This window comes from Pseudorhizobium xiangyangii, assembly GCF_020531965.1.
In the GTDB taxonomy this organism is placed as follows: domain Bacteria; phylum Pseudomonadota; class Alphaproteobacteria; order Rhizobiales; family Rhizobiaceae; genus Neorhizobium; species Neorhizobium xiangyangii.
In genome coordinates, this window is the sequence record NZ_JAJAWH010000007.1 from 51,669 (window position 1) to 64,420 (window position 12,752).

Consider the following 12,752-nt stretch of genomic DNA (forward strand, 5'->3'; position numbering starts at 1 on the left):
CGCCGGCCAGTCAGGCAAACAGAGCAAACATCATCAGCAGTAAGCCAAGAACGCTGATCAGCCAGACAAGCGAGCGGATGTACGGTATTCCTGCTAGATAAAGCGGGATGTAGATAATTCGGGCCACGAGCCAGACAGTGGCTCCGAGAAGCCCCAGCCCGGACGTATCCCCGGTGAAACTGAGGCCCAGCAGAAGGCCGACAAAAGCTGGATAGGTTTCCCGGAAGTTCGCTGACGCGCGAGCCGCGCGACCGGCCAAGACGCCCTTCGGCACCCTGCCCTCGTCCCTAGGCCCCGCGTTCCACGCGGAGCCGAGTTCCTTCGTCGCAAACATCCCTTGCAGGCCGATATGGAAAAGCAGCAGGAAGACGCTCAGGGCAAGCAGCGTCAAGAGATACGTTGCGTCTGCCGAAGCGAGCTCCATGCCGCTCCTCCTTGATTAGAGGTCGAGGACCAGACGCTCCGGATCTTCCAGGCTTTCCTTGACGCGGACCAGGAAGGTTACGGCCTCCTTGCCGTCGACGATCCGGTGATCATAGGACAGCGCCAGATACATCATCGGGCGGATGACAACCTGACCGCCGATGGCGACCGGACGCTCCTGGATCTTGTGCATGCCGAGGATACCGGACTGCGGAGCGTTGAGGATCGGCGACGACATCAGCGAACCATATACGCCACCATTGGTAATGGTGAACGTGCCGCCCTGCATGTCGGCCATCGACAGCGTACCGTCGCGGGCTGCCTTGGCGAGACGCCCAAGTTCCTTCTCGACTTCGGCAATCGACATCTGGTCGGCGTCGCGGATAACCGGAACGACCAGTCCCTTGTCCGTGCCGACGGCCATGCCGACGTGGCAATAGTTCTTGTAGATGATGTCAGTGCCGTCGATCTCGGCGTTGACGGCAGGCAGTTCCTTCAGGGCGTGCGTGATGGCCTTGGTGAAGAAGCCCATGAAGCCAAGCTTTACGCCGTGCTTCTTCTCGAACACGTCCTTGTACTTCGTGCGCAGGTCCATGACCGCCTTCATGTCCACCTCGTTATAGGTGGTCAGCATGGCGGCAGTGTTCTGGGCGTCCTTCAGACGACGGGCAATCGTCTGGCGAAGACGCGTCATTTTAACGCGTTCTTCGCGACCGGCGTCTTCGGTTGTCGATGGAGCGCGTGCAGCCTTCGGGGCCTCCGCGGCCGCGGCAGGGGTCGAGATCCCCTTCGCAACAGCTGCGATGACATCACCCTTCAAGACCTGGCCACGCTTGCCGGAACCTTCGACCTGATCGGCCGACAGATTGTTCTCGGAGAGCATCTTGGCAGCGGCAGGCGCTGCCGGCATGTCGGACGCAGCCGGCTTGGCCGCAGCTGCCGGTTCGGCAACCTTGGCCGGCGCAGCTTCGGCGGGCTTTGCAGCGGGAGCGGACGGGGCAGCGCCAGCAGCACCTTCCGCAATCTGGCCGAGAAGCGCATCGAGACCGACCGTCTCACCGTTCTGAGCGACGATCTCGGTCAGCACACCCGAGGCAGGGGCCGGAACTTCGACCGTGACCTTGTCGGTTTCCAATTCAACCAGCGGCTCGTCTGCCTTGACGGTGTCGCCGACTTTCTTGAACCAGGTGCCTACTGTCGCCTCGCTGACGGATTCGCCGAGGGTGGGAACGCGGATTTCGGTTGCCATGGTCTGTTTCCGTTTTCTCTACAATGCCGATGTTGGGTGTCGCTTCTACAGCTGAGGTTCAGCCGCCGAGTGCGTCTTCGAGGAATGCTTCTAGCTGGGCGAGATGCTTGGACATCAGGCCTGTAGCCGGCGATGCCGCAGCCGGACGACCCGTGTAGCGGACACGCTGATACTTCGCGTCGATGTGCGCAAGCACCCATTCCAGATACGGATCGATGAACGACCAGGAGCCCATGTTCTTCGGCTCTTCCTGGCACCACACCATTTCCGCATTGCGGAAGCGGCTGAGTTCGTTGATCAGCGCCTTTGCCGGGAACGGGTAGAGCTGCTCGATACGGAGAAGATAGACGTCGTCGACGCCCCGCTTTTCGCGCTCTTCCAGAAGGTCGTAATAGACCTTGCCGGTGCACATCACGACGCGGCGGATCTTGTTGTCCTTCTGCAGCTTGATCGGGCCATCCTTGATGACCTCCGCATCATCCCAAAGCAGTCGGTGGAAGGCCGACTCTCCGGCAAATTCTGCCAGCGTCGAGGTAGCGCGCTTGTGGCGCAGCAACGACTTCGGCGTCATCAGGATCAGCGGCTTGCGGAAGTCGCGCTTTACCTGACGGCGCAGGATGTGGAAGTAGTTAGCCGGCGTCGAGCAGTTTGCGACCTGCATGTTGTCTTCCGCGCACATCTGCAGCCAACGCTCGAGGCGCGCCGACGAATGCTCAGGACCCTGACCTTCATAGCCGTGCGGCAGAAGGCAGACCAGACCCGACATGCGCAGCCACTTGCGTTCGCCCGACGAGATGAACTGGTCGAACACGACCTGGGCACCGTTGGCGAAGTCGCCGAACTGGGCTTCCCACAGGGTCAGCGCGTTGGGGCGAGCAAGCGAATAACCGTACTCGAAGCCCAGTACCGCCTCTTCCGAAAGCATCGAATTGATGACTTCGTAGCGTGCCTGGCTCGCCGACAGGTTGGCAAGCGGGATATAGCGATCTTCCGACTCCTGATCGTACAGCACAGAGTGACGCTGCGAGAACGTGCCGCGCTCGCAATCCTGACCGGAAAGGCGGATCTTTGTACCTTCGACGGCGAGCGAACCGAAGGCCAGTGCCTCGGCCATTGCCCAGTCGATCCCCTCACCGGTGTCGATCATCTGCGCCCGGTTGTCCATGAAGCGCTTGATGGTGCGATGCGCGTTGAAGCCTTCGGGAATGGTCGACAGCTTGCGACCGATCTCCTTGAGCTGCTTCATCGGTACGGCGGTCTTGCCGCGGCGCTGCTCATCCGCGTTGTCGGCGGAGCGCAGACCGGACCAGACGCCGTCCAGCCAATCGGCCTTGTTCGGCTTGTATGCCTGCCCAGCATCGAACTCCTGTTCGAGATGAGCACGCCAGTCGGCCTTCATCTTCTCGTATTCGCCGTCGGTGATCACGCTCTCAGCGGCAAGACGATCAGCATAGAGCTGGGCCACCGTCTTGTGGGCGCGGATAACCTTGTACATCTTCGGCTGCGTGAACGCAGGCTCGTCGCCTTCGTTGTGGCCGAAGCGCCGATAGCAGAACATGTCGATGACGACCGGCTTGTGGAACTTCATCCGGTATTCGGTCGCGATCTTGGCCGCGTAAGTCACAGCTTCCGGATCGTCGCCGTTCACGTGGAAGATCGGAGCCTCGATCATCTTCGCGACGTCTGACGGATAAGGTGACGAGCGCGAGAAGGCCGGGTTGGTCGTGAAGCCGATCTGGTTGTTGATGATGACATGCATGGTACCCGCAACGCGGTGGCCACGCAGACCGGAAAGGCCGAGAATTTCAGCAACAACGCCCTGGCCTGCAAAGGCTGCATCGCCATGCAGTAGCAGCGGCAGAACCTTGGCCCGTTCCTTGAGCGGTATGACGTCGCCTTCCCAGGACTTGGCCAGCATGTCCTGCTTGGCGCGGGCCTTGCCCATCACCACCGGGTTGACGATTTCGAGGTGCGACGGGTTTGCCGTCAGCGACAGGTGAACCTTGTTGCCATCGAACTCACGGTCCGACGATGCACCGAGGTGGTACTTGACGTCACCCGAGCCTTCGACATCGTCGGGCTTGAACGAACCGCCCTTGAACTCGTGGAAGACCGCACGATGCGGCTTGCCCATTACGTTGGTGAGCACGTTCAGTCGGCCGCGGTGAGCCATGCCGAGCACGACCTCTTCAAGGCCATCCTGGCCACCACGCTTGATGATCTGCTCCAGCGCCGGGATCAGCGACTCGCCGCCATCCAGGCCGAAGCGCTTGGTGCCCTTGAACCTGACGTCGAGGAACTGCTCGTAGCCTTCCGCCTCGACCAGCTTCTGCAGGATTGCCTTCTTGCCTTCCTGAGTAAACGCGACGCCCTTGTCCGGACCTTCGATACGTTCCTGGATCCAGGCCTTCTCTTCCGGGTTGGAGATGTGCATGAACTCGACGCCGATGGTCGAACAGTAGGTGCGCTCGAGAATTTCGATCATCTCGCGGACCGACGCGTATTCAAGGCCCAGCACGTTATCGATAAAGATCTTGCGATCGTAATCCGCTTCAGTGAAGCCGTAGGCGGTCGGCGAAAGCTCGTTATAATCCTCCACCGGCCCAGCCAGGCCGAGCGGGTCGAGCTTGGCATGCAGATGGCCGCGCATCCGGTAGGCACGGATCATCATGATCGCGCGGACGGAATCGCGGGTGGCCTGCATCACGTCAGCTTCATTGACCTGCGCACCGGTCGCAACCGCCGTGGCTTCGGCTTTCGCCTTGACCTTGCTTTCGATTGCCTTTTCCACGACAGGCCAGTTGCCGTCGAGCGCGGAGATCAGTTCGCCGCCGGGCGTGAGTGGCCAGTTCTTGCGCTGCCAGGAGGCACCCTTGGCCGCCTTCTTCACATCTTCCGGATTGTCGGCCAATGCCTTGAAGAAGGACTGCCATTCCGGGCCGACCGAGTTGGGATCATCCTCATACCGAGCATAGAGCTGCTCGATGTAGGAGGCATTCGCCCCGTCGAGGAAGGAAGTGATGAGAAACTGCTCGTTAGCTTCTTGCCGTGCCATGGTCTTTTGCGGACGCCGCGCCCGCCTCCTGACGTAACTGAAGGCCGGGATTAAGCGCCGGCCGCTTCATATCTTCTCAAACTCATTGCCGCCTGAAGCGACCTGCCAGCGTCCCTTGACGCTGAACCCGGGCAGACGAAACATGTTCCGTTTCGCCTGCCCGAAGCTTTCTAGCATGCGAGCGTCAAGCAAACGCTATGTGGCGTCAGCCCTTGAGGACTTCAACCAGCGTTGTGCCGAGGCGAGCTGGTGATGGCGACACGCGAATGCCTGCCGATTCCATCGCTGCGATCTTCGATTCCGCATCGCCCTTGCCACCGGACACCACGGCGCCCGCGTGACCCATGGTGCGACCCTTTGGAGCCGTACGACCGGCGATGAAGCCTGCCATCGGCTTCTTGCGGCCCTTCTTGGCTTCATCGATCAGGAACTGGGCTGCGTCTTCTTCAGCCGAGCCGCCGATTTCGCCGATCATGATGATCGAGGTCGTGGCCTCGTCGGCGAGGAACATTTCAAGCACGTCGATGAATTCGGTGCCCTTGACCGGATCGCCGCCGATACCGACAGCGGTCGTCTGGCCAAGACCTTCGTTGGACGTCTGGAACACGGCCTCGTAGGTGAGCGTGCCGGAGCGCGAAACGATACCGACCGAACCCTTGCGGAAGATCGAGCCCGGCATGATGCCGATCTTGCACTCTTCCGGCGTCAGGATGCCCGGGCAGTTCGGGCCTAGCAGGCGCGACTTGGAGCGGTCGAGGCGGGCCTTGACGCGGACCATGTCCATGACCGGGATGCCTTCGGTGATGCAGGTGATGAACGGGATCTCGGCGTCGATCGCTTCGATGATCGCGTCGGCAGCGCCGGCCGGCGGAACGTAGATGACCGATGCGTCAGCGCCGGTGCGTTCCTTGGCTTCGGCGACGGTCGCAAAGATCGGCAGGCTTTCGCCCTTCGAGCCAGTCCAGGTTTCGCCACCCTTCTTCGGGTGGATACCGCCGACCATCTGCGTGCCGTAGTAGGCGAGCGCCTGTTCGGTGTGGAAGGTACCGGTCTTGCCGGTCAGGCCCTGAACAAGGACCTTCGTATTCTTATTGACGAGAATCGACATTGATAAAGGTCCTTCAGATTAGGCTTTGATCGCCGCGACGATCTTCTTGGCAGCATCGTCGAGATCGTCAGCAGCCGTGATCGCAAGACCCGATTCGTTGAGGATCTTCTTGCCGAGTTCGACATTGGTGCCTTCGAGGCGCACGACGAGAGGAACCTTGAGACCGACTTCCTGCACGGCAGCAACGACGCCCTCGGCAATGACATCGCATTTCATGATGCCACCGAAGATGTTGACGAGAATACCTTCGACCTTCGGGTCGGCCGTGATGATCTTGAAGGCTGCAGCGACCTTCTCCTTGCCAGCGCCACCGCCGACGTCGCAGAAGTTAGCCGGCTCCTTGCCGTACAGCTTGATGATGTCCATCGTCGCCATGGCGAGACCGGCGCCGTTGACCATGCAGCCGATGTTGCCGTCGAGCGCCACGTAGGCAAGGTCCCACTTGGAAGCTTCGATTTCCTTGGCATCTTCTTCGGTTTCGTCGCGCAGCAACTTCACATCGTCATGGCGGAAAATCGCATTGCCATCGAAGGACATCTTGGCGTCGAGAACGCGCAGGTGGCCGTCTGTCATGACGATCAGCGGATTAACCTCGAGGAGCGCCATGTCCTTTTCGACGAAAGCCTTGTAGAGCGCCGGGAACAGCGCCTTGGCGTCTTCGGCAGCAGCGCCCGAAAGCTCGAGAGCCTTGGAGATTGCAGCGACGTCCGCAACGGTCACACCGGCTTCCGGAGCGATGGCGATCGTATGGATCTTCTCAGGCGTGTCGTGAGCAACAGCCTCGATGTCCATGCCGCCTTCCGTGGAAACCACGAATGCGACCTGGCCAACGGAACGATCGACCAGAAGCGAGCAATACAGTTCGCGATCGATGTCGGCGCCGTCTTCGATGTAGAGGCGATTGACCTGCTTGCCGGCGTCGCCCGTCTGCGCCGTTACCAGCGTGTTGCCGAGCATGTCCTTGGCGTGAGCAACGACCTCTTCGATCGACTTCGCCAGACGAACACCGCCCTTGGCGTCGGGGCCGAGTTCCTTGAACTTGCCCTTGCCGCGGCCGCCAGCATGGATCTGGCTCTTGACCACGTAGAGCGGGCCAGGCAGCGACCTGGCGGCGGCTTCAGCTTCCTCAACCTTGAGGATTGCGACACCTTCGGCCACCGGAGCGCCGAAGCCCTTCAGGAGAGCCTTGGCCTGATATTCATGAATGTTCATGGGGGTTGATCCCTATTTGAATGACTTGAGCGCCGAATTACTTCAGCGAGGGCGCAATGTTGATGCAGGCTTCACAAAGGCCGGCGACAGCGCCAACCGACTTCTGGAAGGCAGCCTCTTCGTCCTTGGTGAATTCGACTTCGATGATGCGCTCGATGCCACCGGCACCGATGATCGTGGGAACGCCCACATACATGTCCTTCACGCCATACTGGCCCGACAGATAGGCAGCGGCCGGCAGAACGCGCTTCTTGTCCTTGAGGAAGGATTCGGCCATTTCGATCGCGGATGCGGCCGGAGCGTAGTAGGCAGAACCGGTCTTCAGAAGGCCAACGATCTCGGCGCCGCCGTCACGGGTGCGCTGGATGATTTCCTCGAGACGCTCCTTGGTGACCCAGCCCATCTTCACGAGGTCGGTCAACGGAACGCCGCCGACGGTCGAATAGCGGGCGAGCGGAACCATGGTATCGCCGTGGCCGCCGAGTACGAATGCAGTAACGTCCTGGACGGAAACGTTGAATTCCTCGGAGAGGAAGAGACGGAAACGAGCAGAGTCGAGAACGCCGGCCATTCCGACGACCATGTTCTTCGGCAGGCCCGAGAACTTCTGGAGAGCCCAGACCATCGCGTCAAGCGGATTGGTGATGCAGATGACGAAGGCGTTCGGGGCATACTTCTTGATGCCCGCGCCAACCTGCTCCATGACCTTGAGGTTGATGCCGAGCAGATCGTCGCGGCTCATGCCGGGCTTGCGAGCGACACCAGCCGTCACGATGCAGACGTCGGCACCTTCGATCGCAGCGTAATCGCTGGCACCGGTCAGCTTCGCATTGAACCCTTCAACCGGTGAAGATTGGGCAATATCCAAACCTTTACCCTGCGGAATGCCGTCAGCGATGTCGAACAGGACGATGTCGCCCAGTTCCTTCAGGCTGGCGAGATGTGCCAGCGTGCCACCAATCATGCCAGAACCAATAAGTGCGATCTTCTTGCGCGCCATTGAAGCTTCCTCTCAAGACCATAATCCCTGGCGGACACGGCAAGCCGCCCGTCAATGTGACCTCGCCATAGCTGGAACCGCCTAAAATAGCAATCGGTTCTTTTAGAGCTAGCATTTTCAATCGGTTAAATGGTGATATTCTTACGTAAACGTAAGATTTTAACGCTCTAGTTTTCGTGCCGCCGCTGGTGGAGGTCAGCGTAATCAGCGCTTCTCATCTCATACAGCCGGGAAATAGTGCGGTCGAATTCAAAGCCTTCCGTTCCACGCCGCTCGGTCAGCAACGCATCGGGCGCAGCGGCTGCCGAGACATACAACCGGACGGCATTGTCGTAGAGTGTGTCGACAAGGTTGATAAAACGTTTCGTCTCATTCCGCTTGTCGGGACCAAGCAGCGGGACATGCTCGACGAACATGGAATTATAGCGCTCGGCAATGGCCAGATAGTCCGCAGCCCCAAGCGGTCGCTCACAAAGATCCGCGAATTCGAACCGCGCTACGTGCCCCACTGCGGCTGGAACATGGATGGCACGACCTAACCTGAGCACTTCTGACGGCGCACTTTTCTCCCCGTCAGTAACCTGATGCCAGGTGGCCTCCATCAGAGCGTCAGCATGAGGCCCAAGCGGAGTAAGATATACGGGAAGGTTCGCCAGCTTCATCATGCGATAGTCTGTGGGAGAATCCAGCGTCACAACGTCCACGTGGCGACGCAGCATGGCTATGAATGGCAGAAAAAGACCACGATTGAGGCCGTCCCTGTAGAGATTGTCGGGCTCGACATTCGAAGTTGCCACAAGGACGCAGCCCAACGCGAAGAGTTCGGTAAACAACCGAGCAAGGATCATCGCGTCAGTTATGTCCGTCACGGAAAACTCATCGAAGCAGAGCAGTTCCGCTTCAGCAAACAGGGCTGCAGCCACCGGCGGGATCGGATCCGCCTCGCGTGTTTCACCCCGTTTCAACTTCAGTCGATGCTCGTGGACGCGAGAATGCACGTCCGCCATGAATTCGTGGAAGTGAGCGCGCCGCTTCTTGTCCGTCGCAGCCTTCTTGAAGAACATCTCCATCAGCATGGTCTTGCCGCGACCGACGCTGCCGTGAACGTAGAGACCTCTTGTCGGAGCAGGCCGGCTACCCCCTTTGGCAAAGAGCCAGCCGAGTGCGCTTTTCTTCTTGGCCGGACGAGCTTCGCGCAGATCCGCCAGCACCCGGTCGAGCTTCGCGGCCACCTCCAATTGCGCCTTGTCCGCCGTGAGCGTACCCGCGGCGGCAAGAGCCTTCAGTTCTTCTACGACGCTATGCGTGTAGTCGGGGATGGCTTCCATGGGAGAAGAGCAGCGCTCCGCTAAACCGTTATCGGCTCAGGCTGAGCGGCTGGCCAGAATTGGTCGTCCCGTCGAAGCGATTGTCAGCCGTCCTGTAGACGCGACCGATGGTGTTGCCGGAACGGTCCTTGAACTGCACCATCTTGCTCGAAACTTCCCAGGAGCCCATCGTCGTTAGTTCGCCGGCGCAGCCACGGGTGCCACCGCGCGAACCGCTGCCAAGGTTGGTAAGCGTCAGGAACATGTCACAGGAAGAACCGGCGTAGGCGACGCGCCAGTTGCCAACCATCTGCTCCTTGGTGACGTCCATTGCAGCCGCAGGAGCAGCCGAAGCGCTCGGATCAAGCGCCGCTGTCTGCTGTGACGGCGCAGTCGGAAACTGGCCGGCGCCTCCGGGCGGCGGCAACTGGTTAGACTGCACCGAAGGAACGGGCTGCGCCTGCAGCGGAGCCGGCTGGGATGGGAGATCATTGTAGGGGCTGTAGGAGGTGCGCTGGCAACCGGCCAGAGAAACAACAACCATCAAGCCGGCGGCGACATACCTGAACTGCATTATTTGACTCCGATCTTTGCCTGCACCCGGTGCTAGTGAGGAAACACGGCGGAATTATCGCGAAGAGTTGTATCAAATCAACCCAACACTGACATCCGCGGTTCCGTCAGGCATTTGTGGCCTCAAGATGGAACAACCGGCGCGAACATCAAGTGACGTACGCGCCGGAATTGTCCGCTATACGCGACGCTCGACCATCATCTTCTTGATTTCGGCGATTGCCTTCGCGGGATTAAGACCCTTCGGGCAGGTCTGCGCGCAATTCATGATCGTGTGGCAGCGATAGAGCCGGAAAGGATCCTCGAGATTGTCGAGGCGCTCACCCTTGGCTTCATCACGGCTGTCGATCAGCCAGCGGTAGGCCTGAAGAAGCACGGCCGGGCCGAGGTAGCGGTCGCCGTTCCACCAGTAGCTGGGACAGGACGTCGAGCAGCAAGCACAGAGAATGCACTCATAGAGCCCATCCAGCTTCAGCCGGTCCTCGTGGCTCTGCTTCCATTCCTTTGCCGGCGGAGGAGAGACCGTTTTCAGCCAGGGCTCGATCGAGCGGTGCTGGGCATAGAAATTGGTGAGATCCGGCACCAGATCCTTCACCACGGGCAGGTGCGGCAATGGATAGACCTTAACGGTTCCAGTGATGTCATCCATGCCCTTGGTGCAGGCAAGCGTGTTCGTCCCGTCGATGTTCATCGCGCAGGAACCGCAGATGCCCTCTCGACAGGACCGCCGTAGCGTCAGTGTCGGATCGATACTGTTCTTGATGTAAAGAAGACCATCGAGCACCATCGGCCCGCAGTCATCGATATCGATGTAGTAGGTATCGATACGCGGGTTCTGGCCGTCGTCCGGGTTCCAGCGGTAGATGCGGTACTCGCGAATGTTCTTCGCGCCTTCCGGCTTCGGCCACACCTTGCCTTCAGAGATCTGAGAGTTCTTGGGGAGAGCGAGTTCAACCATGTCCAGTTCCTCTCGGGATCAGTAGACGCGGGCCTTGGGCTCGATCTTGGCAGGATCGATACCCTCGGCGATAAGGTCCGTGTGGACGGGGCGATAGTCGAGCTTCACATCACCCGCCTCGTTGACCCAGGCGAGACTGTGCTTGCGCCAGTTCTCATCGTCGCGGCCGGCGAACGGGCCGTCCGTGTAGTCTTCACGAGCATGGCTGCCGCGGCTTTCCTTGCGCGCTTCCGCGCCGTAGACCGTGGTAATGGCGTTCGCCATCAGGTTTTCCAGTTCCAGCGTCTCGACGAGATCCGAGTTCCAGATCATCGAGCGATCCGTGAGCTTGACATCCTTCAGCTCACTCCAGATGCTCGACATCCGGCGGCAGCCGGATTCCAGCGATTCCTGAGTCCGGAAAACAGCGGCGTCGTCCTGCATGGTCCGCTGCATCTTATCCCGAAGTACCGCGGTGGGCGTGCCACCACTGGCGTTCCGCAGGCGGTCGAAGCGATCCATGATCTTGTCGCAGGCCGCCGTATTGAGAGCAGGCACCGGTTCTGCCTTATCGATCACCTGCCCTGCGCGGATCGCAGCAGCACGACCGAAGACCACAAGGTCGATCAGCGAATTGGAGCCAAGGCGGTTCGCGCCGTGTACGGACGCACAGCCGGCTTCGCCGACCGCCATCAGGCCGGGCGACAGGCGCTCCGGATTGGCGCTGTCGGCATTCAGAACCTCACCCCAGAAATTGGTCGGGATGCCGCCCATATTATAGTGGACGGTCGGCAGTACCGGGATCGGCTCGCGGGTCACGTCTACGCCGGCAAAGATCTTGGCGCTCTCGGAAATGCCCGGCAGGCGCTCATGAAGGACAGCCGGATCCAAGTGGTCGAGATGCAGGTAGATGTGGTCCTTGTTCTTGCCAACGCCACGGCCTTCGCGGATTTCGAGCGTCATGCAACGGGAAACCACATCTCGCGATGCCAGGTCCTTTGCGGACGGTGCATAGCGCTCCATGAAGCGCTCGCCCTCGGAATTGACGAGATAACCGCCTTCGCCGCGTGCACCTTCCGTGATCAGGCAACCGGAGCCGTAGATGCCGGTCGGATGGAATTGCACGAACTCCATGTCCTGGAGCGGCAGTCCGGCGCGGGCAACCATGCCGCCACCGTCACCCGTGCAGGTGTGGGCCGAGGTGGCCGAGAAATAGGCACGGCCGTAACCGCCCGTCGCCAGCACCACCATCTTCGCCGCGAAGCGGTGGATAGTGCCGTCGTCAAGGTTCCAGGCGACAACGCCGGTGCAACGGCCGTCGTCGGACATGATCAGGTCGAGCGCGAAGTACTCGATGAAGAACTCCGCGTTGTTGCGCAACGACTGGCCATAGAGCGTATGCAAGATGGCATGGCCGGTACGGTCGGCAGCGGCGCAGGTCCGCTGCACCGGCGGACCGGCACCGTAGTTCTGCATGTGGCCGCCGAATGGGCGCTGGTAGATCTTGCCTTCAGCATTACGCGAGAAGGGAACACCGTAGTGCTCAAGCTCGTAGACGGCCTTCGGCGCTTCCATGGCGAGATACTGCATGGCATCGACGTCGCCGAGCCAGTCGGAGCCCTTGACGGTGTCGTAGAGATGCCACTGCCAGCTATCCGGCGTCATGTTCTGCAGCGAGGCGGCAATACCACCCTGGGCTGCCACGGTATGCGAGCGCGTTGGGAACACCTTGGTGATGCAGGCGGTCTTGAAGCCTTGTTCGGCCATGCCAAGCGTCGCACGCAGCCCGGCCCCACCAGCCCCGACGACAATGACGTCGTAGGAGTGGTCGACATAGGTGTAGGCCTTGCCGGTCTGCGCAATGGGAGTGATCGATGCCATGGCGGGA

10 protein-coding genes are annotated in these 12,752 nt (G+C 60.3%); all 10 read right to left on the bottom strand.

The window, feature by feature from the left end; all coding sequences use genetic code 11:
- Window positions 1-10 precede the first annotated feature (10 nt).
- Window positions 11-424, bottom strand: a complete 414-nt coding sequence (locus LH464_RS07690) for an MAPEG family protein (protein WP_226785794.1) — start codon at window positions 422-424, stop codon at window positions 11-13.
- A 15-nt stretch (window positions 425-439) separates the two neighbouring features.
- On the bottom strand, window positions 440-1,672 hold the full coding sequence (odhB, locus tag LH464_RS07695) for a 2-oxoglutarate dehydrogenase complex dihydrolipoyllysine-residue succinyltransferase (protein WP_226785795.1): 1,233 nt from the start codon (window positions 1,670-1,672) through the stop codon (window positions 440-442).
- Between the two features lie 58 nt (window positions 1,673-1,730).
- Window positions 1,731-4,727 carry a 2-oxoglutarate dehydrogenase E1 component gene (locus LH464_RS07700; protein WP_226785796.1) on the bottom strand — a complete coding sequence of 999 codons (2,997 nt, stop codon included), beginning with the start codon at window positions 4,725-4,727 and terminating at the stop codon, window positions 1,731-1,733.
- A 205-nt stretch (window positions 4,728-4,932) separates the two neighbouring features.
- Window positions 4,933-5,835 carry a succinate--CoA ligase subunit alpha gene (sucD, locus tag LH464_RS07705; RefSeq protein ID WP_226785797.1) on the bottom strand — a complete coding sequence of 301 codons (903 nt, stop codon included), beginning with the start codon at window positions 5,833-5,835 and terminating at the stop codon, window positions 4,933-4,935.
- A gap of 18 nt (window positions 5,836-5,853) precedes the next feature.
- Window positions 5,854-7,047: an ADP-forming succinate--CoA ligase subunit beta gene (gene sucC, locus LH464_RS07710; protein WP_226785798.1), complete on the bottom strand. Its 1,194-nt coding sequence runs from the start codon at window positions 7,045-7,047 to the stop codon at window positions 5,854-5,856.
- 37 nt (window positions 7,048-7,084) lie between these two features.
- Window positions 7,085-8,047 (bottom strand): malate dehydrogenase, encoded by a 963-nt coding sequence (gene mdh, locus LH464_RS07715; protein ID WP_226785799.1) that lies wholly within the window; start codon window positions 8,045-8,047, stop codon window positions 7,085-7,087.
- Window positions 8,048-8,214: 167 nt separating this feature from the next.
- Entirely contained in the window at window positions 8,215-9,375 is a 1,161-nt protein-coding gene (zapE, locus tag LH464_RS07720) for a cell division protein ZapE (protein WP_226785800.1), read from the bottom strand.
- A gap of 28 nt (window positions 9,376-9,403) precedes the next feature.
- A complete protein-coding gene (locus tag LH464_RS07725) occupies window positions 9,404-9,928 on the bottom strand; it encodes a protease inhibitor Inh/omp19 family protein (protein ID WP_226785801.1) in 525 nt (174 codons plus the stop codon).
- Window positions 9,929-10,105: 177 nt separating this feature from the next.
- Window positions 10,106-10,885, bottom strand: coding sequence for a succinate dehydrogenase iron-sulfur subunit (locus tag LH464_RS07730; RefSeq protein WP_226785802.1), 780 nt, complete (start codon window positions 10,883-10,885; stop codon window positions 10,106-10,108).
- Between the two features lie 18 nt (window positions 10,886-10,903).
- Window positions 10,904-12,745: a succinate dehydrogenase flavoprotein subunit gene (gene sdhA, locus LH464_RS07735; RefSeq protein ID WP_226785803.1), complete on the bottom strand. Its 1,842-nt coding sequence runs from the start codon at window positions 12,743-12,745 to the stop codon at window positions 10,904-10,906.
- Window positions 12,746-12,752 lie beyond the last annotated feature (7 nt).

What these genes read in the sequence shown, in the direction of transcription:
- LH464_RS07690 (WP_226785794.1), bottom strand. Translation starts at nt 424, where the DNA reads ATGGAGCTCGCTTCGGCAGACGCAACGTATCTCTTGACGCTGCTTGCC.
- odhB (WP_226785795.1), bottom strand. Translation starts at nt 1,672, where the DNA reads ATGGCAACCGAAATCCGCGTTCCCACCCTCGGCGAATCCGTCAGCGAG.
- LH464_RS07700 (WP_226785796.1), bottom strand. Translation starts at nt 4,727, where the DNA reads ATGGCACGGCAAGAAGCTAACGAGCAGTTTCTCATCACTTCCTTCCTC.
- sucD (WP_226785797.1), bottom strand. Translation starts at nt 5,835, where the DNA reads ATGTCGATTCTCGTCAATAAGAATACGAAGGTCCTTGTTCAGGGCCTG.
- sucC (WP_226785798.1), bottom strand. Translation starts at nt 7,047, where the DNA reads ATGAACATTCATGAATATCAGGCCAAGGCTCTCCTGAAGGGCTTCGGC.
- mdh (WP_226785799.1), bottom strand. Translation starts at nt 8,047, where the DNA reads ATGGCGCGCAAGAAGATCGCACTTATTGGTTCTGGCATGATTGGTGGC.
- zapE (WP_226785800.1), bottom strand. Translation starts at nt 9,375, where the DNA reads ATGGAAGCCATCCCCGACTACACGCATAGCGTCGTAGAAGAACTGAAG.
- LH464_RS07725 (WP_226785801.1), bottom strand. Translation starts at nt 9,928, where the DNA reads ATGCAGTTCAGGTATGTCGCCGCCGGCTTGATGGTTGTTGTTTCTCTG.
- LH464_RS07730 (WP_226785802.1), bottom strand. Translation starts at nt 10,885, where the DNA reads ATGGTTGAACTCGCTCTCCCCAAGAACTCTCAGATCTCTGAAGGCAAG.
- sdhA (WP_226785803.1), bottom strand. Translation starts at nt 12,745, where the DNA reads ATGGCATCGATCACTCCCATTGCGCAGACCGGCAAGGCCTACACCTAT.